Here is a 20,895-nt window from a genome sequence, read left to right on the forward strand (position 1 = left end):
ATGGGCCTGCATCTGCCCGACGCCATCCGCCTGCACGCCCGTGAGCGAGGCAGCTCAACAGCGCTCACGTGCGCGGGCCGTACCGTCTCCTACGCCGAACTCGACTCGCGAAGCAACCGGATCGCGAGGGCCCTCCTAGCCGATGCCGAGGCCGGGTCCCGCATCGGCTTCCTCGCCCGCACCCGCAACGAAGCGGGCGAGATCCTGGTCGGCGCCGCCAAGGCCGGCCTGGTCACCGTGCCGGTCAACTGGCGCCTCGCCACACCCGAGTTGACCGCCGTCGCCCGCGACGCCGAGCTGCGCGTCCTGCTCGTCGAGCCCGAGTTCCGGGCCGCGGCCGATGCCGTCCGCGCGGCCCTCCCCGGCCTGCGCCTCGTCGTCATCGGACCGCCGGACGACCCGGCCGTACCCGCGTACGAGACCTGGTTCGCCGGCCAACCCGACGACGACCCAGGCTGCGGCACCGCCGCCGACGCGGACGAGGTGTTCCTGCAGATCTACACCTCCGGCACCACCGGTCTGCCCAAGGGCGTCCTGCTCACCCACGGCAACTTCTTCGCCGACGCGACCGAGCTGGAGGAGTATTTCTGGGAGACCGGGTCGGTCGCGCTGAACGCCTTGCCGATGTTCCACATCGGAGGCCTCGGCTGGCTGCGCGTTGCCCTCACCGCCGGCGCCAACAGCCTGATGCTCCCGGAGTTCACCCCGGACGCGGCGGCGGAGGCCATCGAGAGCGAGGATGTCACCCACGCCTTCCTCGTCCCGTCGGTGCTCCACATGCTCACGGAACTCCCCGGAATCGAGCGGCGCGACTTCTCCCGCCTCACCCTCATCACCTACGGCTCCGCCCCCGTCACCCCCGCGCTCCTGCGCCGCTCGATGACCCTCTTCGACTGCCAATTCATGGGCAAGTACGGGCTGACGGAGGGCGGCGGCACGGTGACGCAGCTGCCGCCAGAGGACCACCAGGCCGACGGGCCGAAGCGGCACCTCCTCAGGTCCGTGGGCCGGCCGCGGCGCGGTGTCGACGTCGTCATCGCCGACACCGCGACCGGCAGGCCCGTCCCGGCGGGCACCGTGGGCGAGATCCGCATCCGCTCCCGCCACAACACACCCGGGTACTGGAACCGGTCCGAGGAGACCGCGGCGCTGTTCGACGCCGACGGTCTGCTGTGCACCGGCGACGGCGGCCACCTTGACGAAGACGGCTACCTGTTCCTCGCCGACCGGATCAAGGACATGATCGTCAGCGGCGGCGAGAACGTGTATCCGGCCGAGGTCGAGTCCGCCCTCGCGGACCATCCCGCCGTCTTTGAGGCCGCGGTCGTCGGGGTCCCGCACGAGAAGTGGGGCGAGGCCGTCACCGCCGTCGTCGTCCTGCGCCGCGGCGCCGACGCCCCCGGCGAGCAGGAGCTCATCGACTTCACGCGGGAGCGCATCGCCTCGTACAAGAAGCCCCACCGTGTGCACTTCGTCGACGCGCTGCCCCGCAACCCCAACGGCAAGGTCCTCAAGAGAGAGCTGCGGGCCCGCCTCAAGTAGAGAACATCCACTGAAGAAAGGGACGGCGATGGCCGATCTCGAATACTCGGTCCGCGACGGGATCGCGACCATCCTGCTCAACCGCCCCGAGCGCAAGAACGCCTTCACCATCGACATGGTGCACGCCTGGGCCGACGCCCTGATCGAGGCACAGCGCGACCCCGAGGTGCGCGTCATCGTCCTCACCGGCGCCGGTGGTTCCTTCTGCTCCGGCGTCGACCTCTCCGCCTTCAAGGGCGAGGAGCGGCCGCCGCTGGGGGAGAAGGAACTGCTCACCCAGAACGTGCATCGCGTCGCGCTCGCCCTGGAGGACGTCGACAAGCCCGTGATCGCCGCCGTCGCGGGGCCCGCCGTGGGTGCCGGAATGGACATGGCGCTCCTGTGCGACCTGCGCTTCGCGGGGCGCGGCGCGCGCTTCTCCGAGGGCTACATCAAGGTCGGTCTTGTCCCCGGCGACGGCGGCTGCTGGCTCCTGCCCCGTGCCGTCGGCACCTCCACCGCGCTGCGGATGCTGTGGACCGGCGACTTCGTCGGCGCCGACGAGGCACTGCGCATCGGCCTGGTCGACGAGGTGCACGAGGACGAGGACCTGATGGACGCCGTGTACGCGTACGCGGCCCGGCTCGCCGAGCGCCCGCCGGTCGCGATCCGCACCATCAAGCGCGCCGTCCGCCAGGGCGCCCGGCACGACCTGCGCACCGCCCTCGACCTGATCTCGTCGCACATGGCCGTGATCACCTCGACCGAGGACTCGGCGGAGGCGTTCACCGCCTTCCAGGAGAAGCGCCCCGGCGTCTTCAACGGCCGCTGACCTCCACACCGTTACGCCCGAAAGGCCACCATGGACCACTCCCCAGGAACGGATTCCTGCGCAGAACTACGCGCACAAGTACGTGAGTTGACCGCCGAGTGGCGGGACGCGGGACGCTATGTCCCGCGCAGCGACTCCTGGCTGCGCTCCTTCGACCTGGAGTTCAGCAAGGAACTCGCCGCCCGCGGTCTTGTCGCGATGACATACCCCGAGGAGTTCGGCGGCGCCGGGCGCACCAACGTCGAACGGCTCGCCGTCACCGAGGAGCTGCTGCGCGCGGGCGCCCCCGTCGCCGCGCACTGGATCGGTGACCGGCAGATCGGCCCCGCGGTCCTGCGGCACGGCACGCGTGAGCTCCAGGAGGAGATCGTGCCGCGGATCGCCTCGGGCGAGGCGGTCTTCTGCCTCGGCATGAGCGAGCCCGAGGCGGGTTCCGACCTCGCCTCGGTGCGCACGAAGGCCGAGCGTGTCGACGGCGGCTGGCTGGTCAACGGTCACAAGATCTGGACCACCCAGGCCCACCACGCCACGCACGCCTACGTGCTCGCCCGCACCTCGCGCGAGGAGCGTAAGCACGACGGGCTCAGCGAGTTCATCCTCGACATGGACACCGAGGGAGTGCAGGTCACCCCGATCGTCGACCTCGCGGGCGAGCACCACTTCAACGAGGTGCGCTTCGAGAACGTCTTCGTGCCCGCCAGCCGCGTCATCGGCGAGGTCGGCACGGGCTGGAAGCAGGTCGTCGAGCAGCTCTCCTTCGAGCGGGGCGGCGCCGAGCGCGCCCTGTCCAGCTACCCCGTCTTCGTCGAGCTGATCGCCGAGGCCGCGCGGCAGCGGGTCGACCGCGAACTGCACGCACTGCTCGGGTCGTTGGTGGCCCGGCTCGCCGTCCTGCGGCGCCTCTGCTACGAGGTCGCGAGCGCCATGGACACCGGCCAGGCCCCCGTCCAGCAGGCCGCCGCCCTCAAGTACCTGGGCAACGCCTTCGAGCACGACGTCATCGAGGCGCTGCGCCGCACCGACCTGTGCCAGGACCCCGCCTTCGACTCCCCCTTCGGCCAGGCGCTGCTCGCCTCGCCGGCCTTCAGCCTGCGCGGCGGCGCGGCCGAGGTGCTGCTCTCCCTCATCGCCCGACAGGAGGTCCGTTCATGAGCAGGTTCGCGGACGAACTGCGAAGCCTGGTCGACGACCTGGCCGCGTCCGGCAGGCCCGATCTGTGGGGCAGCCTCTGCGACCTCGGCCTGCCCAGGGTGGGCATCGAGGAGGAGAGAGGCGGCTCGGGCGGCTCCCTCGACGACCAGCTCGTGGTCGTCGAATCCCTCGCGGGGCACGGCATCGGCGTACCCGTCGTCGAGGCGTCCACCGCCGACTGGGTGCTCAGCCACGCGAGGGAACTCGACGGGGAGCTGACCACCGTCCTGCTGCTCGACCGGGCGCCCGGGACGGTCTCCGGCGACGTCACCGCCGAACTGACCGCCGTACCGTGGGCGCGCGACGCGGCCCGCCTCGTGCTGTGCGCGCCGGGTGCCGCGCCGCTCCTGGTGGACCTGCGCCACCCCTCGGTGACCGTGCGGGACGTCGACAACATCGCCGGGGAGCCCCGTGACACCGTGATCCTCGCGGACACCCCGGTCCTTGCCCTCGACGGCGCCCCCTCGCACGAGGCGGTACGCGAGCGGCTGGCGCTTTTGTGGTCCGCGGCCGTGCTGGGCGCCGCCCGGGGCGCGTACCGCCTCACGAAGGTGTACGTCTCCGAGCGGGAGCAGTTCGGTGCACCGCTGCTCGAAATCCCGGCCGTCTCCGGCAACCTCGCCCGGATGCGGGTCCAACTCGTGCAGGCCGACGCCGCGTTGGCCCTGGCGGGCGAGGCGGAACCGCAGAGCGGCGCCGTAGAGATCGCACGGATCACCACGGCGGCGGCCGCGACCGAGATCGCTCAGATCGCCCACCAGCTGCACGGAGCCATGGGCATCACCGACGAGTACCCGCTGCACCGCCTGACCCGCCGCCTGTGGTCCTGGCGCGACGCCGTCGCACCCGAGCGCCGCTGGGCCGAGAGTCTCGGGCGCCGCGCGGCCGAGGCAGGCGAGAGCGGCGTGTGGACCCGCATCACGGCCACCGGCCGCTAGACCGCGCCCCCGGCCAACCGTCAGCAACGAGGAGAGCGATGCCTTCCACTCCCGAACTCGACTGGGACGACACCACCGACCAGGTCAACGCCACCCGCGGCCTCGTCGACAAGCTGCAGCCCTGCGTCGTCCGCAACGAAGCGGGCCGGGTCGTGTGGGACAACGACCGCTGGGACTTCCTGACCAAGGACGACTGCCCAGACACCGTGCACCCGAGCCTGTGGCGGCAGAGCCGGCTCAACACGGCCCAGGGCCTCTTCGAGGTCGTGCCGGGCGTGTACCAGGTCCGCGGTCTCGACGTCTCCAACATGACGATCATCGAGGGCGACGCCGGCGTGGTCGTCGTCGACCCGTTGACGTCGAAGGAGGTCGCCGCCGAGGCCCTCGGGCTGTACGCACGAAACCGCGGTGAGCGGCCGGTCAAGGCCGTGATCTACACGCACAGCCACGGCGACCACTTCGGCGGCGTCCTCGGCGTCACCACCCAACAGGCGGTCGCGGCGGGCGACTGCGCGGTCGTCGCCCCCGACGCGTTCATGCACCATGCCGTCAGCGAGAACGTCTTCGCGGGACCGGCGATGCTGCGGCGCGCCGTCTACATGTACGGCCGCTCGCTGCCGGTCGGCGCCGACGGCTCGGTCGGCTTCGGCCTGGGCCAGGCCCTGTCCACCGGCACCGTGGGACTCATCCCGCCGACGGAGTCGATCACGGGAACCGGCCAGGAACTCGTCCTGGACGGTGTGCGGCTCGTCTTCCAGCTGACGCCGGACACCGAGGCACCCTCGGAGATGAACTTCTATCTGCCGGACCACCGTGTCCTGCTCATCGCCGAGAACGTCAACCACTCCCTGCACAACGTCCTCACCCTGCGCGGCGCCCAGGTCCGAGACGCGCACGCCTGGGCGTCCTACATCACCGAGTCCATCCAGCTGTTCGACTCGGCCGAGGTCCTCATCGGCTCCCACAACTGGCCGACATGGGGCGAGGACGAGGTGATGCGCGTGCTCACCGAGCAGCGCGACGCCTACGCCTACCTCCACGACCAGACCGTCCGGCTGATGAACCAGGGCCTCACGGGGCCCGAGATCGCCGAGGAGATCCAGTCGTTCCCGGCCGCGCTGGGCAAGGCCTGGAGCGTGCGCGGCTATTACGGCTCCATCAGCCACAACGTGAAGGCTGTGTACCAGCGTTACATGGGCTGGTACGACGGCAACCCGGCGCACCTGTGGCAGCACCCGCCGGTCGAGCAGGCCAAGCGGTACGTCGCAGCGATCGGCGGCGCGGACGCGACCGTCGCCTCGGCGCGCGAGGCCGTCGCGAACGGAGACCTGCGCTGGGCCGCCGAGCTGCTCAACCACGTGCTGTTCGCCGAGCCGGAGCACACCGCGGCCCGTGAGCTGCAGATCGCCACCTACGAGCGACTGGGCTTCGCCCAGGAGAACGGCACCTGGCGCAACATCTACCTGACCGGCGCCAAGGAGCTGCGGGAGGCCGGCCAGGTCAGGCGCGGGACCGGCGCGCCGGGCAAGGAGAGCGTCGAGATGCTCGCCGCGCTCACCACCGCCCAGATCTTCGACTCGATGGCGGTCCGTCTCGACGGCCCGCGCGCGGCGGCCCACCGACTGCTGCTGCGCTGGGAGTTCACCGACACCGACGAGGTGTGGACGCTTCTGGTCGGCAACGGCGTGCTGACCCCGATACGGGGCGACGCGCCCGGAGTGGAGAGCCCGCAGCTGACGCTGCGTCTGGAACGAGCCACGCTCGATCAGGTGCTGGCCCAGCGCACCTCCTTCCCGGAGGCGATCGGGTCCGGCGCCGTGACCGTGGCGGGCGATGTCACCGTGCTCTCCACCTTCTACGGCCTCCTGGAGAAGCCCCGGCGGAACTTCCCGATCGTGCTTCCGTGACGCCTGCTCACAGCACCGGGGCCCGCACACGCGGGCCCCGGTTTTCTGTGTCTCCGCACAACGTTTCTGTCATGACGGCGGGGCCGGGCGGAGTGTCCAGTCCGCCCGGCCCCGCCACGCTGTACCGACCCGCGTCAGGAACCCGCCGCCCGCCTGCGCAGCTCCGTCTTGAGGATCTTGCCCGTGGCCGAGAGCGGCAGCTCGTCCACGATCACCACGTCCCGGATCCGCTGGTACGGCGCGACGCGCTCGGCCACGTACGCCATCAGCTCCTCGGCAGTGGCTGCCGAATCCACGCCCTCCGCCTCGGACTTGAGGGAGACGAACGCGAGCGGGATCTCGCCGTGCTCCGCGTGCGGCCGCCCCACGACCGACGCCTGGGCGACCGCAGGGTGCTCACGCAGGATGTTCTCCAGTGGGCCGGGATACACGTTGTAGCCCTTGTAGATCAGCATGTCCTTGGCCCGGCCCACCAGCGAGAGCCAGCCCCGCTCGTCGTACGTGCCGAGGTCACCGGTGCGCAGCCAGCCGTCGACGTACTGGCCCGCAGTGAGTTCCGGGTGGCCGAGGTAGCCGGCCGTGATCTGCGGACCCCGGACCCAGACTTCGCCCTTCTCACCCCGGGCCATGGGGGTGACGCCGTCCATGTCGCGGATCTCGATCTCGGTGTCGAACAGGGCGAGGCCGGTGCTGCCCGTGGGACGGGGCATTGCACTGTCCAGCGGGCTGATGGAGACACCCATGGTGGCCTCCGTCAGCCCGTACCCGTCACTGACGATGGCGCGCGGGAAGACGTTGGCGAGCTCCGCGGTCGCGGCCGGGTTGATGGGGGCCGAGCCGCTGCTGACGAGGCGCACGCACGACAGGTCGCGCTCGCGCACACCGGGCACCGCGAGAAGGGCGTGGCACAGGGCCGGGGAGCCGGTGACGGCGTGCACGCCGAGGCGCTCGACGGTGTCCAGGTAGCGGACCGGATCGAAGCGGCCGAAGACCACCATGGTCAGTCCGGCGGCGGCGAACACGCTCTGGCTGACCATGCCCATGCCGTGGAAGAGCGGGGCGATGGAGATGCCGGTGGCGGAGCCGATGGGGATGTGGTGCTCGGTCCTCGCCTCCTCCACGTGGCTCAGGGTGATGCGGCCCTCCTCGTCGACAACTGGGACGGCGGCGCTGCGCCAGCACGCCACCTGGAGCACGTTCTTGACGAGGTTGCGGTGCAGGACCATGACGGCCTTCGGCACGCCCGTGGTGCCGCCGGTGAAGGCGAGGTGCGCGATCGCGTCCCCCTCCACAGCGGTCGGGGGCGCCGCCTCGGCCTTCATGAGGTCGTCGAACGCGACCGTGGGGACCGGGAAAGTGACGTGAGCCCGGTCTCCGCCCGGCGCCGGAGCGGCGGCCGTCGGCGGGGCGACGGACACGAGCCGGACCGTCTCCGAGCCGGCCATCCCCTCGGCCAGCTGAGCGGCGACGGACGGGTGGGTGAGGACGGCGACCGTGCCCGAGTCGTCGAGCTGACGGCGCAGCGCGATGGGGGGCTGGGCGGGGTTGACCGGCACCACGGACGCCCCGGCGAACAGGATGCCGTAGTAGCCGACCGTGAACCAGAGCGAGTTGGGCATGTGGACGGCCACCGCGTCACCCGGCGCGATGCCCTGGTCGCGCAGCCCTTGGGCGACGCGCAGGGCGCGCTCGTACAGTTCGGCGTAGGTCAGGCGTTCGTCGCCGTCGATGAGCGCGGCGCGGTCGGGGTAGGCATAAGCCGACCCGGCAAGCACATCCGCGATCGTGCCGTCGGGGTAGTCGAGGGTGCGGGGCATCCCCTGGGGCCAGGTGGTGGTCATGGCGGAACTCCTTCGTCCAGTCATGCCCGAGCGCGTTGCCTCGGGACTGTAGCTGTGGATCACGCCGGTGCCGTGGAGCTCGACGATGCGTCGCACCGGGCGTGCGGCGGCGGGGATGCCGTCAGCGGCTGCCCCAGACGGGAGCCCGCTTCTCGGCGAAGGCCCGCGCGCCCTCCTCGGCGTCCGCCGACGCGAAGACCGGGGCGCAGGCGGCGGTGTTGTGCTCCCATGCCTGGTCGGCCGACCAGTCGGCCGACTCGACGACGATCTGCTTGCTGGTCCGCACGGCGAGCGGGCCGTTCGCGGCGATCTCCTTCGCGAGCGCGAGAGCACCCGTCAACGCCTCGCCCTGCGCGGTCAGTTCGTTGACCAGGCCGAGTTCGTGGGCACGCTCGGCGCCGAGGAACGCGCCGGTGAGCGCGTACTGCATCGCGATGTTGTACGGGATCTTGCGGGGCAGGCGCACCAGCCCGCCGCCGGCCGCGATGAGGCCGCGCTTGGTCTCGGGGAGGCCGAACTTCGCGGTACGGGCGGCTACGACCAAGTCGCAGGCCAGGGTGAGTTCCGTGCCGCCGCCGAGCGCGTAGCCCTCGACGGCCGCGATCAGCGGCTTGGCGGGCGGGGTCTCCGTGACGCCGCAGAACCCGCGGCCGGGGATCCCGGAACGCTCGCCCGCGGCAAGGGCCTTGAGGTCGGCTCCGGCGCAGAAGGTGCCGCCGGTACCCGTGATGACGCCGACGACGAGGTCGTCTCGGGCGTCGAGCTCGTCGATCGCCTCGGCGACGGCGTCCGCCACCGCCCGGTTCACGGCGTTACGGGCTTCGGGACGGTTGATCGTCACGACGGCGACACCGTCGGCGAACGAGGTGAGGACCAGATCGGACATGTGGGTTCCTTCGGTGAGGTGTTGAGCTGGGGATCAGGGGGTCAGCGCGCCCGGCGCACCACGGTTTCCTGCACCACGTGGGCGATGAGCTCGCCGTCGAGGCTCCACACCTCCGAGAAGGCGAGGCCGCGGCCGTCGCCCGCGGTGGGGCTGCGCTGGGCGAACAGCATCCACGCATCGGCACGGAACGGCCGGTGGAACCAGACGGCGTGGTCGAGGGAGGTGAGGAACATCGACGGCGGCTCGTCGCGCAGCATCCGGGGCAGTTCGGTCGACAGGACGGTCGCCGGGGCCAGAAACAGGTCGGAGGCGTACGCGAGCGCGCAGGCGTGCAGCATCGGGTCGTCGGGCAGGGGTTCGACCGAGCGCATCCAGAGCTTCTGCTCCGTGAGGCCGGGCGTCGCGACGTCGGGCCCGGGGACGTGGCGCATCTCGAGAACGCGGCGGAACTCGGCCTGCGCGTAGTCCTCGGGGTTGTTCCGCGACCAGATCTCGTACAGGTCGGGCAGCGACCCGGGGTCAGGGGTGTCCGGCATGGTGGTCTGGCGGTCCTCGGCCGGCTCCCGCTTCTTGAAGGAGGCGGAGAGGGCGAAGACGATCTCGCCGCCCTGGACGGCGGTGACCCGGCGCGACAGGTAGGACGACCCGTCCCGGACCCGCTCCACCGTGTAGACGAGGGGGCGCGCGGTGTCTCCCGCGCGCAGGAAGTACCCGTGCAGCGAGTGCACGGCCCGCTCGTCGGGCACGGTCCGGCCCGCGGCCGTGAGCGCCTGGGCCGCGACCTGTCCGCCGAAGGCACGCAGCGGGATCCCGGCATGGCACCAGCCGCGGAACAGGTCGCGGTCCAGCTGCTCCAGATTCAGGAAGCCACCGAAGTCGCCGGTCAGGCCCCGGCCCGTCGCGTAGTCCGGCGCTGTGGGAGTCGCGGGCATCGCGGGCCGCCCTCAGAGGAGTTCGAGGAGGGTGGCATTGGCCATGCCGCCGCCTTCGCACATGGACTGAAGCCCGTAGCGGATGCCGTTGTCGCGCATGTGGTGGACGAGGGTGGTCATGATGCGGGCGCCGGAGCCGCCGATGGGGTGGCCGATGGCCATCGCACCGCCGAGGGGGTTCATCCGCTCGTAGTCGGCGCCGCTCTCGCGCAGCCAGGCCAGGGAGACGGAGGCGAACGCCTCGTTGATCTCGAAGGCGCCGATGTCGTCCAGCGCCAGGCCGGCCTTCTTGAGGGCCTTGGCGGTGGCGGGGATCGGGCCCTTGAGCATGGTGACCGGGTCGGTGCCCGCGACCACGGCGGTGTGGATCCGCGCCATCGGGGTCCAGCCCTGGGCCCGGGCGAACTCGCCGGTCGTGACGAGGAGCGCGCCGGTGCCGTCGGAGACCTGCGAGGCGTTGCCCGCGGTGATGGTGCCGTCCTCCTTGAAGGCGGGCTTGAGGCCGGCGAGCTTGTCGAGGGTGGAGCCGCGGCGGATGCCCTCGTCGGTGTCGAAGACACGGGTGGTGCCGTCCTCGTCGGTGACGGTGATCGGGGCGATCTGGTCCTTGAAGCGGCCCTCGTCGACGGCCTTGGCAGCGCGCGCGTGGGAGTCGAGGCCGTGCTGGTCCATCTCGGTGCGGGTGATGCCGTACTCGTCGGCGATCATCTGGGCGCCCGTGCCCTGGTCGAAGCGGATGCCGTCGTAGCGGTCGAAGACGTCGGGGCCGAAGGGCTCGCCGAACGAGCCGTCGCCGCGCGTGGTGCCGAGCGGCAGGCGGCTCATGATCTCGACACCGCCTGCCACGGCCACGTCGTACTGGCCGGAGATCACCCCGGCCGCTGCCTGGTGCACGGCCTGCTGCGAGGAGCCGCACTGGCGGTCGACGGTGACGGCGGGGACGGACTCGGGCCAGCCCGCGGCCAGTACGGCGGCGCGCCCGACGCAGCCGGCCTGCATGCCGACCGCGGAGGCGCAGCCCCAGATCACGTCGTCGACGAGGGCCGGGTCGAAACCGACGCGCTCGACCAGGGCGTTGAGCACATGGGCGGAGAGCGAGGCGGAGTGCAGCCGTGAGAGCGAGCCGCCGCGCCTGCCGACGGGGGTGCGTACCGCGTCGACGATCACTGCGTCGCGCATGGGGTCCTCCTGAGGGGGCCTGGGGGGAAGAGGGTGGGGAGCAGGGCTCAGAGACCGAGGTCCTTGGCGATGATCGTCTTCATGACCTCGCTGGTCCCGGCATAGATCCGGTTGACGCGGGTGTCCGCGTACAGGCGGGCGATCGGGTATTCGAGCATGTAGCCGTAGCCGCCGTGCAGTTGGAGGCACTTGTCGATCACGCGGCCCGCGACCTCGGTGCAGAACAACTTGGCCCTGGCCGCGTCGGCGGGCGTGAGCTCACCCGCGGCGTGCTCCTCCAAGGCGCGGTCCACGAGGGCCTGGGCGGCGGCTACCTCGGTGGCGCACTCGGCGAGGACGAACTTGGTGTTCTGGAAGGCGGCGACCGGCTTCCCGAAGACCTGGCGCCCGCTCACGTACTCCTGGGCGAGGCCGATCGCGCCGGCGGCGTTGGCGTAGGCGCCGATGGCAGCGCCGAGGCGCTCCACCGCGAGGTTGTGGGTGAGGTAGGTGAAGGCCGCGCCCTCCTCGCCGAGGAGGTCGCGCACCGGCACCTTGACGTCGGTGAAGGACAGTTCGGCCGTGTCCTGGGCGCGCAGACCGATCTTGTCGAGCTTGCGGCCGACGGCGAAACCCTCGGACGTGGTGTCCACACACAGGATCGAGAGCCCTCCGCGGCGGTCGGCGGGGTCGTGGGGCGAGGTCCGGCAGACGACCAGGATCAGGTCGGCCTGCGCGCCGCCGGTGATGAACGTCTTGGCGCCGTTGAGGACATAGTGCGTGCCGTCGTCGGAGAGGGTGGCGCGCGTGGCGATGGCGGCGAGGTCGGAGCCGGTGCCGGGCTCCGTCATGGCGATCGCGGTCATCGTCTCGCCGGACAGGAAGCCGGGGAGCCGGCGCTTCTTCTGCTCCTCGCTGCCGAATTCCAGGAGGTACGGCAGGACGAGGCAGGTGTGCACGGACTCCGCGCCGAACCCGACGCCCGCGCGCCCGCACTCCTCGCGGATCACGGTCTGGTACGTGAAGTCGGTGACGCCCGCGCCGCCGTACTCCTCGGGCACGTTGATGCCGAAGACGCCGAGGTCGCCGAGCTTGCGGTACAGCTCGCGCGGCACGTGGCCCTGTCGCTCCCAGTCCGCGTAGTGGGGGACGACCTGCTCGGCGATGAAATCGCGGACTGTCGTCCGGAACGCCTCGTGGTCCTTGGTGAACACCCTGCGACGCACGGTCACGGTTCCTTCCTCGCATGCCCGGCACGCTCGCCGAACCGTGCCTAAGTTAATCCGCGATAACCACCCTGTCCAGGGTCTCGATCTGGTTCGCGACTATGGACTCAGGCGTTAGTGTGAATTAACTTGCTTGCTACGTGGCCCGGTATTCATGCCCTCCTGGAACATCCATGGACTAGAAGAAATTCACTTCTGTGGGCTCCCCGGGGCGTCTCACGGCCCCGGTCCCGAACCCCGGCAGGCGCAACGAAGCGAGGACCAAGCACATGACCGACAGCAACGCCGTCGTGGAACACCGCACGCTCTTCATCGGCGGCCGCTGGGCCGAGCCGGCCGGCCCCGACACCATCGAGGTGATCTCGCCGGTGACCGAGCGCGTCGTCGGCCGCGTGCCGCACGCGACGCCCGAGGACGTGGACCTCGCGGTCGCCGCGGCACGCGAGGCGTTCGACCACGGCCCGTGGCCGCGGGTGCCACTCAAGGAGCGCATCGAGGTCGTCACCCGCATCAAGGACGCCCTCGCCGCCCGCCACCAGGAGCTCGCCGAGCTGATCACCCTGCAGAACGGCTCGCCCATGCTGTTCTCGGTGCGCGGACAGGCCCTGTCCGCGGTCGGCACCTTCGGTGTCGCCCTCGCCGCCGCCGGGCGGTTCCAGGAGGAGGAAGAGCGCCAGGGCACCGGCGGTCCCGTCCTCGTACGCCGCGAACCCGTCGGCGTCGTCGCCGCGATCACCCCGTGGAACGTGCCCCAGCTGACCATTGCGGGCAAGCTCGCCCCGGCCCTGCTCGCGGGCTGCACCGTCATCCTCAAACCGTCTCCGGAGACCCCGCTCGACGCCTTGTGGCTGGCGCAGGTGTGCGCCGACTCGGGACTGCCCGAGGGCGTCCTCAGTGTGCTGCCCGCCGACCGTGAGACCAGCTCCTACCTGGTGGCGCACCCGGGCATCGACAAGGTCGCCTTCACCGGCTCGGTCGGCGCCGGCAAGGCGATCGCGGCCGCCGCCGCCCAGAACCTCACCCGGGTCTCCCTCGAACTGGGCGGCAAATCCGCCGCGATCCTGCTCGACGACGCGGACCTCTCCGTCGCCGTGCCCGCCATCGTGGGCGGCACCTGCGCCGCGAACAGCGGCCAGGCGTGCGTCGCCCTGACCCGCGTCCTCGTACCGGCCGCCCGCTACGACGAGGTGGCCGCCGTCCTCACGGGCGCCTTCGCCGGGCTCAAGGTCGGGGACCCCTCGGACCCGGGCACCGTGGTCGGCCCGATGGTGACGAGGAAGCAGCGGGAGCGGAACCTCGACTACATCCGCATCGGCCAGGAGGAAGGTGCCAAGGTCCTCACCGGCGGCGGCGTCCCCTCGGGCCTGGCCACCGGCTGGTACGTCGAGCCGACCCTCTTCGGCGACGTCACCAACGACATGCGGATCGCCCGGGAGGAGATCTTCGGCCCGGTCGTCTGCCTCATCCGCTACGAGACCGAGGACGAGGCGGTCGCCCTCGCGAACGACTCCGAATTCGGCCTGTCCGGCGCCGTGTTCGGCGCCGACGAGGCGCGCGCCACCGAGATCGCCCGCAAGGTGCGTACCGGCACCGTCACCGTCAACGGCTTCCGGCTCGACCTCGCCGCCCCGTTCGGCGGCTACAAGAACTCAGGCATCGGCCGCGAGTTCGGCCCCGAGGGCCTCGCGGCGTACTTCGAGTACAAGACCGTCAACCTGCCGGCTCCGGCCAAGGCCTGACCGACCCCACGACCACGAGGAGAAGAACACCGTGCACGCAGCAATCCTGCACAGGACCGGCGACGACAGCCTGGACGTGAGGAACGTCGAGACCGTGTCCTTCGGCCCCGGCCGCGTCCGCGTCAAGATGCACAAGGCCGGCCTGTGCCACTCCGACCTGTCCGCCATGAGCGGAGTGCTCGCGCACCCCGCGCCGTTCATCCCCGGCCACGAGGGCGCCGGCGAGGTGGTGGAGGTCGGCGAGGGCGTCACGCACGTCAAGCCCGGCGACCGCGTCATCGTCTGCTGGATGCCCCCGTGCGACAAGTGCCCCTCCTGCAAGGCGGGCGAGGGCCACCTGTGCCGCAGCGGCTACCGCAACCTCGGCAACCCCAACTTCAAGGACGGCGAGACGATCGTCCCCGGCATGCTCGGCGCCGGCACGTTCGCCGAGGAGACGGTCGTCGCGGCGTACGCGGCGATCCCGATCCCCGACGACGTGCCCTACGAGATCGCCGCCCTGATCGGCTGCGGCGTCACCACCGGCATAGGTGCCGCCCTCAACACGGCCAGGGTGAAGCCGGGTTCGTCCGCCGTCGTGATCGGCCTCGGCGGCGTCGGCATCAGCATCCTCCAGGGCGCCAAGGTGGCCGGCGCCGCACGGATCGTCGCCGTCGACCCGACCGCCGGCCGCCGTGAGATGGCCCTGAAGTTCGGCGCCACCGACGCCGTCGCCCCCGAGGACCTGGCGGAGACCGTCAAGGGCCTCACCGGCGGATTCGGCGTCGACTACGCCTTCGAGGCCGTCGGCAAGGCGGCCACGCTGCGCGCCGCGTACGACGTGACCCGCCTCGGCGGCACGGTGTGCCTGGTCGGCGCCGGGGCCCGCACCGAGATGACCGACATCAGCATGGGCGAACTGGTCATGAGCGAGAAGGCGATCCTGCCGTCGTTCTACGGAGGCGACGACATCCGCCGCACCTACGCCACGATCATCGACCTGTGGCGCGCGGGCCGGATCGACCTCGACTCCATGATCACGCACCACGTCCCGCTCACGGAGATCAACGAGGCGATCCGTCAGATGCACACGGGTGAGGCGCTGCGCACGATCGTCGACATCGCGTAACGCACCACGAGGTGCCGGGGCGCCCGGCGACCGTGGCCCCCGGCACCTTTCCGCGCCCGACGCCGCACGGGCCGCCCGAAAATCGTTCGATGCCCGCTGCGCACCCCCGTACGGTGACCGTTTCGACGACCGCGCGCGGTGTACGGGCAGCTTGCTCCGGACTCCCCCGCGCCACGAACACGCGGAGGACGGGCACGATGGAGCAGTACCACGGCGAGGCCGACGAACGCTTCGGAGCGGTCGCCGACGCGTTCGCGCGGAACTTCGACGCGTTCCCCGAACTCGGCGCCGCCGTCACGGTGTTCGCCGGCGGACGCAAGGTCGTCGACCTGTGGGGTGGCGTCGCGGACGAGCGGACCGGGCGTGCCTGGGAGCAGGGCACCGCCGTCCCCGTCTTCTCGGTGGCCAAGGGTCTGGTGAGCCTCAGCGCGCATCTCCTCGCCCAGGACGTGCGGCTCGACCTCGACGCTCCGGTGAGCCGGTACTGGCCCGAGTTCGCACAGCACGGCAAGGAGACCATCACCACCCGCATGGTGCTCGGACACCGGGCGGGAGTCCCCGCCCTCGACCGCGTGCTGTCCTTCGAGGAGATCGCCGCGTGGACACCGGTGATCCACGCGATCGAGGAGCAGAAGCCGCTGTGGGAGCCGGGCACCGCGTACGAGTACCACGGCCACGTCTTCGGCTTTCTCGTCGGCGAGGTGATCCGGCGCGTCACGGGCCTCACCCCGGGCGCCTGCTTCCGCCGTACGGTCGGTGACCCGCTCGGGCTGCGGGCCTGGATCGGCCTGCCCCCCGACGAGTCGGACCGCGTGGCCCGGCTCGTCGAGGCCGAGGGGCGGCCCGGGATGCCCGGACCCGAGCATCTGCTCACGCGCATCGTGACGATGAACGGCGCGCTGGTCTTCCCCGGCCTCGAAGAGCCGCACGGCTGGAACGACGCCGAACTGCACGCCATGGAACTCCCCGGAGCCGGTGCTGTCGGCTCCGCGAGCGGCCTCGCCGGGCTCTACGCGGCGGCCGTCACCGGAATCGAGGGCCGCGAACGGCTGCTCGCGGCGGACACGGTGACCGACGCGGTGCGTGAGGTGTCCGCCGGCAAGGGGTGGCTCGGCTTCGACGCGGGCGCGCGCTGGGGATCCGGCTTCCTGCTCGACTCTCCGTCCTTCCGCCCGATGCTCGGCGCCCGCAGCTTCGGGAACGACGGCGCCGGAGGCCAATTCGCCTTCGGCGACGACGAGTTCGGGGTCGGATTCGCCTATGTGGCCAATCGCATGATCGGTCACGGCGACGCCCGCGCCAACCGCCTGATCGCGGCTGTACGCGAGTGCGTCGGCGGGTGATGCCGCGTGGGTGAGGGCGGCCCGTCGCCCTCACCCACGGGCTCAGACCTTCGCCCGTCCCTCGGACGCGGGCGTCGCGCCCGGCGCATGGGCGACCACGGGCCCGCCCTCGACGAGCCGCCGGATCCCCGGTGTGGTGAGGGCCGCGATGACCATGGCGGCGACCAGGAACCACAGTCCGCCGACGGCCGACCCCGTGCGGTCGACGACCACGCCGATCCCCATCGGCCCGAAGCCGCCGCCCAGGTTGCCCACGGCGTTGATCACGGCGATGCCGGACGCCGCCTGAAGCCCCGTCAGGAAGCGTGAGGGGAGCGACCACAGCACCGGCTGCCCCGCGAAGATGCACATCGCTGCCAGGCTGATGAAGGCCATTTGCAGCACATGGTTGCCGGTCAGAGCACTGGCTGCGAGGCCGAGGGCGCCGAGGGCTGCGGTGCCCGCGATCCACGGGTAGCGGGTGCCGCTGCGGTCGGCGAGCTTCGGCACGACGTACAGGCCGATGGCCACGAAGACGTACGGGATGGCGGTGATGAAGCCGGTGGCCGTCGTGGAGAGGCCGCCGAAGCCGTCGACGATCGTCGGCAGCCAGAAGCTCAGCCCGTAGGCGCCCAGTGGGAAGCACAGGTAGAAGAGGGACAGCAGGACCACACGCCGGTCCCGCAGCGCCCGGAGCGGGCTGCCGTGTCCCCGCTCGCCCAACGCGTCGGCCTCAGCGGCGAGTTCACCCGCGATCCAGGCCCGCTCGTCGGCGGCCAGCCAGCGCACGCCCTCGGGACCGTCGGGCAGGAGCCGCAGGGTGACGAAGCCGAGGACGATCGCCGGCAGGCCCGTCGCGATGAAGATCCACTGCCAGCCTTCGAGCCCGAACGTGCCGTCGAGGTCGTCGAGGGCGCCCATCACGGGGTTGCCGATGATGAAGGCGAGCGGCGCGGACATCATGAACCAGCCGGTCATCCGGGCCCGGTAGCGGTACGGGTACCACTTGGTGAGGTAGTAGAGGACTCCCGGGTAGAAACCGGCCTCGGCGACACCGAGCAGGAAGCGCGCGGCGTAGAACTGCCAGTCGGTGGTGACCAGCGCCGTCAGCGCGGTCACCACGCCCCAGCTGAGCATGATGCGGGTGAACCAGCGGCGCGCGCCGAAGCGGTCGAGGTAGATGTTGCTGGGCACTTCGAAGATCGCGTACGCGATGAAGAACGCGACCTGGCCGAAGGTGAACGCGGCGTTCGACAGGCCCAGTTGGTCCTGGAGCGTCAGCTTGGCGAAGCCGACGTTCGACCGGTCTATGTACGCCACCAGATACAGCAGGACCAGGAACGGCATCAGCCGCCAGGTCACCGCCTTCATGACTGTCGATTCCACGGCTCTCCCACGTCGTTCGTGCCGGATCCGCGTCGATCCTCTGGACACGCCGGGACCGTATCGTGATTTGATAGCACCATTGAAGGGGTGTGTCGGACACGGCTTGATCACGGCCGCGGTCACGGCCACCGCCGTCGCACCGGAAGGACCACACATGGCCTCGCTCGAACCCACGCCCGCCGACAGCGAGGTCCCGCTGCGCTCCCGCGCCTGGTTCGGCGACGGCGGCAAGAACGGCTTCATCTCCCGCCACCATCTGCGCGCGATGGGCCGCGGCGGTCACAACTTCGACGGCCGCCCGGTCATCGGCATCTGCAACACCTTCTCCGAACTGACGCCCTGCAACGGCCACCTCCAGCTCATCGCGGACGCCGTCGAACGAGGCGTCCTCCAGGCCGGCGGCTTCCCCCTCGAATTCCCCGCCATGTCCCTGGGTGAGCCGTTCCTGCGCCCCACCTCGATGCTCTACCGCAACCTCGCCGCGATGGAGATCGAAGAGCAGATACGTGCCAACCCCCTGGACGCCGTCGTCCTGCTCACCGGCTGCGACAAGACCACCCCCGCCGCCCTCATGGGCGCCGCGAGCGCGGGCGTCCCCGCGATCGTCTTCACGGGCGGCCCGATGCTCAACGGCCGCTTCCAGGGCCGCAACGTCGGCTCCGGCACGGACATCTGGCGCATGACCGAGGAACTGCGGGCCGGGACCATCACCCAGGAGGAGTTCACCGAGTTCGAGAGCTCCCTCAACCGCAGCGCCGGCCACTGCATGACCATGGGCACCGCCTCCACCATGGCGTGCCTGACCGAGGCCCTCGGCATGATGCTCCCCGGCGGCTCGGGGCTGCCCGCCGTCGACGCACGCCGCGGCACCCTCGCCGAGGAGACCGGCGCCCGCGCCGTCGCGCTCGCCGGCAGCGATCTCACCCCGGGGCGCATCATGACGCGCGCCGCCTTCGAGAACGCCATCCGGATCAACGCGGCCATCGGCGGCTCCACCAACGCCGTCGTCCACCTCCTTGCCATCGCCGGCCGCCTCGGAGTGCCGCTCGCCCTCGACGACTTCGACCGGCTCGGCGCCGAACTCCCGCTGCTCATCGACCTGATGCCGTCCGGCCGCTTCCTCATGGAGGAGTTCGCGTACGCAGGCGGGCTGCCCGCACTCGTCAACGACCTGCGCGACCAGCTGCACCGCGACACGGTGACCGTCACCGGGCGCGGCCTCGTCGACAACTGCGAGGGCGCGCAGGTCCACGACCGCGAGGTGATCCGCCCCGTGGACCGCCCGGTGCAGCCCGCCGGCACCGGCACCGCCGTCCTGCGCGGCAACCTCGCCCCGAACGGCGCCGTCATCAAGCAGTCGGCCGCCGACCCGAAGCTGCTCGACCACACCGGGCCCGCGCTCGTCTTCGACTCGCTGGAGGACTACCTCGCCGTCGCCGAGGACCCCGACCTGGACGTCACCGCCGACACGGTCCTCATCGTCCGCAACACCGGCCCCAAGGGCTACCCCGGTATGCCCGAGGTCGGCAACCTCCAGCTCCCGAAGAAGCTCCTGGACGCGGGCGTGCGCGACATGGTCCGCATCTCCGACGCCCGCATGTCCGGCACCGCCTTCGGCACCTGCGTCCTGCACGTCGCGCCCGAGGCCGCGGTCGGCGGCCCGCTCGCCCTCGTACGCACCGGGGACGACGTACGCCTCGACGTGCCCGCCCGGCGCCTCGACGTCCTGGTCGAGGACGCCGAACTGGAGCGGCGCCGCAGCGAGTGGCAGCCGTCGGCACCTCCCGCCGACCGCGGCTGGACCTACCTCTACACCCAGCACGTCACCCAGGCCGACACCGGCGTGGACCTCGACTTCCTGGTCGGCGCCAGCGACTCCGCCCCGCCCCGCCAGGCCTTCTGAGAGCCCGTCATGAGAACTGAAGAAACAGAAAGAACACAGCAGTTGACGAAGGACGTCGATTCCCTCGTACGAGGTGTCTCACCCGTACTCGAAGTCCCCTTCCACGACGACGGCGCGCTCGACCCCGACGGCTTCGCCACGGTCGTCGACCGCGTCCTGGACACCGGCGTCGGCTCCGTGATGTTCCCGGGCTTCGCGAGCGAGTTCCACAAGCTCGACGCGGGGGAGCGGGACCTGCTCACCGGCCTTCTCCTGGAGCGGACCCGCGGCAGGGCGGACACCGCCGCGATCGTGTCCGTCCCCGACCACGCGACCCGGCACGCCGTCGCCCAGGCCGTCAGCGCCGCCGAGCGCGGGGCCGACGCGGTCAACCTCCTGCCCCCACACTTCCTCGGCCCCTCGCGGGACGCCGTGCTCACCCACGTACGGTCGGTGCTCGCCGCCGTCGACCCGCTCCCCGTCGTCGTCCAGTACGCACCCGCCCAGACCGGCACCGCACTGGACGCACCCACCCTCCACGCCCTCGCCGCCGAACACCCCAACCTCCGCTGGGTGAAGGTCGAATCGGCCCCGCCGGGACGGCTGATCGCCGCCCTCGCCCACGGGGAGCGCCCGCTGCCCGCCCTCGTCGGCTACGCCGGACTCCAGCTCCCCGACGCCCTGCGCCGCGGCGCGATCGGAGTCCAGCCGGGCTGCTCCTTCACGGAGTTGTACGTGGAACTGTGGCGCCGCTGGGAAGGCGGCGACGAGAGGGGAGCCGTCGCCCTGCACACCCGCATGACGCCGTACCTCTCCTACTGGATGCAGGGCGTCGAGCTGATCGTCGCGGCCGAGAAGGAGATCTCCGTGCGCCGTGGGTGGTTCGGTTCCGCGCACTGCCGGGCACCGGGACACACCCTGGATGCCGAGGAAATCGCCATGATCGACCGGTTCTGCGCCGAATTCGCCGACTTGCTGCCTGAGCTGGTGCGATGATGCCGCGAGCACACCACACCCGGTGATCCG

At 71.2% G+C, this 20,895-nt stretch carries 16 protein-coding genes; 10 read left to right on the plus strand and 6 right to left on the minus strand.

The window, feature by feature from the left end:
* Genes ACIPWY_RS06945 through ACIPWY_RS06965 form a run of 5 tightly spaced genes read left to right on the plus strand, consistent with a single transcriptional unit; the run spans position 1 to position 6,389 of the window.
* On the plus strand, positions 1-1,542 hold the full coding sequence (locus tag ACIPWY_RS06945) for a long-chain-fatty-acid--CoA ligase (protein ID WP_401532406.1): 1,542 nt from the start codon (positions 1-3) through the stop codon (positions 1,540-1,542).
* A gap of 28 nt (positions 1,543-1,570) precedes the next feature.
* The gene (locus ACIPWY_RS06950; protein ID WP_362900146.1) at positions 1,571-2,353 is read left to right on the plus strand and encodes an enoyl-CoA hydratase-related protein; all 783 of its coding nucleotides are present in this window, start codon (positions 1,571-1,573) and stop codon (positions 2,351-2,353) included.
* A 30-nt stretch (positions 2,354-2,383) separates the two neighbouring features.
* Positions 2,384-3,505 (plus strand): acyl-CoA dehydrogenase family protein, encoded by a 1,122-nt coding sequence (locus ACIPWY_RS06955; RefSeq protein ID WP_362900144.1) that lies wholly within the window; start codon positions 2,384-2,386, stop codon positions 3,503-3,505.
* A complete protein-coding gene (locus ACIPWY_RS06960; protein WP_362900142.1) occupies positions 3,502-4,482 on the plus strand; it encodes an acyl-CoA dehydrogenase family protein in 981 nt (326 codons plus the stop codon). Before ACIPWY_RS06955 ends, ACIPWY_RS06960 begins: the two co-directional genes overlap by 4 nt.
* 38 nt (positions 4,483-4,520) lie before the next feature.
* Entirely contained in the window at positions 4,521-6,389 is a 1,869-nt protein-coding gene (locus ACIPWY_RS06965) for an alkyl sulfatase dimerization domain-containing protein (RefSeq protein WP_362900140.1), read from the plus strand.
* A gap of 134 nt (positions 6,390-6,523) precedes the next feature.
* Here ACIPWY_RS06965 and ACIPWY_RS06970 read toward each other — a convergent pair whose 3' ends face one another.
* The 5 genes from ACIPWY_RS06970 to ACIPWY_RS06990 form a co-directional block, all read right to left on the minus strand.
* The gene (locus ACIPWY_RS06970) at positions 6,524-8,230 is read right to left on the minus strand and encodes a class I adenylate-forming enzyme family protein (protein WP_362900138.1); all 1,707 of its coding nucleotides are present in this window, start codon (positions 8,228-8,230) and stop codon (positions 6,524-6,526) included.
* Positions 8,231-8,351: 121 nt separating this feature from the next.
* Positions 8,352-9,116, minus strand: coding sequence for a crotonase/enoyl-CoA hydratase family protein (locus ACIPWY_RS06975; RefSeq protein WP_401532407.1), 765 nt, complete (start codon positions 9,114-9,116; stop codon positions 8,352-8,354).
* 41 nt (positions 9,117-9,157) lie between these two features.
* Positions 9,158-10,048, minus strand: coding sequence for an acyl-CoA thioesterase (locus tag ACIPWY_RS06980; protein ID WP_401532408.1), 891 nt, complete (start codon positions 10,046-10,048; stop codon positions 9,158-9,160).
* Between the two features lie 12 nt (positions 10,049-10,060).
* The gene (locus tag ACIPWY_RS06985; RefSeq protein ID WP_362900133.1) at positions 10,061-11,227 is read right to left on the minus strand and encodes a thiolase family protein; all 1,167 of its coding nucleotides are present in this window, start codon (positions 11,225-11,227) and stop codon (positions 10,061-10,063) included.
* Positions 11,228-11,274: 47 nt separating this feature from the next.
* Positions 11,275-12,432, minus strand: coding sequence for an acyl-CoA dehydrogenase family protein (locus ACIPWY_RS06990; RefSeq protein WP_362900131.1), 1,158 nt, complete (start codon positions 12,430-12,432; stop codon positions 11,275-11,277).
* Positions 12,433-12,701: 269 nt separating this feature from the next.
* On the opposite strand from ACIPWY_RS06990, the gene ACIPWY_RS06995 reads away from it, so the two are divergent.
* The 3 genes from ACIPWY_RS06995 (at position 12,702) to ACIPWY_RS07005 (ending at position 16,622) form a co-directional block, all read left to right on the plus strand.
* On the plus strand, positions 12,702-14,171 hold the full coding sequence (locus tag ACIPWY_RS06995) for an aldehyde dehydrogenase (RefSeq protein WP_362900129.1): 1,470 nt from the start codon (positions 12,702-12,704) through the stop codon (positions 14,169-14,171).
* 31 nt (positions 14,172-14,202) lie between these two features.
* Positions 14,203-15,279 (plus strand): zinc-binding dehydrogenase, encoded by a 1,077-nt coding sequence (locus ACIPWY_RS07000; RefSeq protein WP_362900127.1) that lies wholly within the window; start codon positions 14,203-14,205, stop codon positions 15,277-15,279.
* Between the two features lie 197 nt (positions 15,280-15,476).
* On the plus strand, positions 15,477-16,622 hold the full coding sequence (locus ACIPWY_RS07005) for a serine hydrolase domain-containing protein (RefSeq protein ID WP_362900125.1): 1,146 nt from the start codon (positions 15,477-15,479) through the stop codon (positions 16,620-16,622).
* Positions 16,623-16,664: 42 nt separating this feature from the next.
* Here the strand turns inward: ACIPWY_RS07005 and ACIPWY_RS07010 are convergent, their stop codons facing one another.
* Positions 16,665-17,987 (minus strand): MFS transporter, encoded by a 1,323-nt coding sequence (locus ACIPWY_RS07010; protein ID WP_362900123.1) that lies wholly within the window; start codon positions 17,985-17,987, stop codon positions 16,665-16,667.
* Positions 17,988-18,141: 154 nt separating this feature from the next.
* Here ACIPWY_RS07010 and ACIPWY_RS07015 point away from each other — a divergent pair, with 154 nt between their 5' ends.
* Positions 18,142-19,890 (plus strand): IlvD/Edd family dehydratase, encoded by a 1,749-nt coding sequence (locus ACIPWY_RS07015; RefSeq protein WP_401532409.1) that lies wholly within the window; start codon positions 18,142-18,144, stop codon positions 19,888-19,890.
* A 9-nt stretch (positions 19,891-19,899) separates the two neighbouring features.
* Positions 19,900-20,865 (plus strand): dihydrodipicolinate synthase family protein, encoded by a 966-nt coding sequence (locus ACIPWY_RS07020; RefSeq protein WP_401532410.1) that lies wholly within the window; start codon positions 19,900-19,902, stop codon positions 20,863-20,865.
* The last annotated feature ends 30 nt before the right edge of the window (positions 20,866-20,895 follow it).

Source organism: Streptomyces sp. NPDC090032 (assembly GCF_044748025.1).
In the GTDB taxonomy this organism is placed as follows: Bacteria; Actinomycetota; Actinomycetes; order Streptomycetales; family Streptomycetaceae; genus Streptomyces.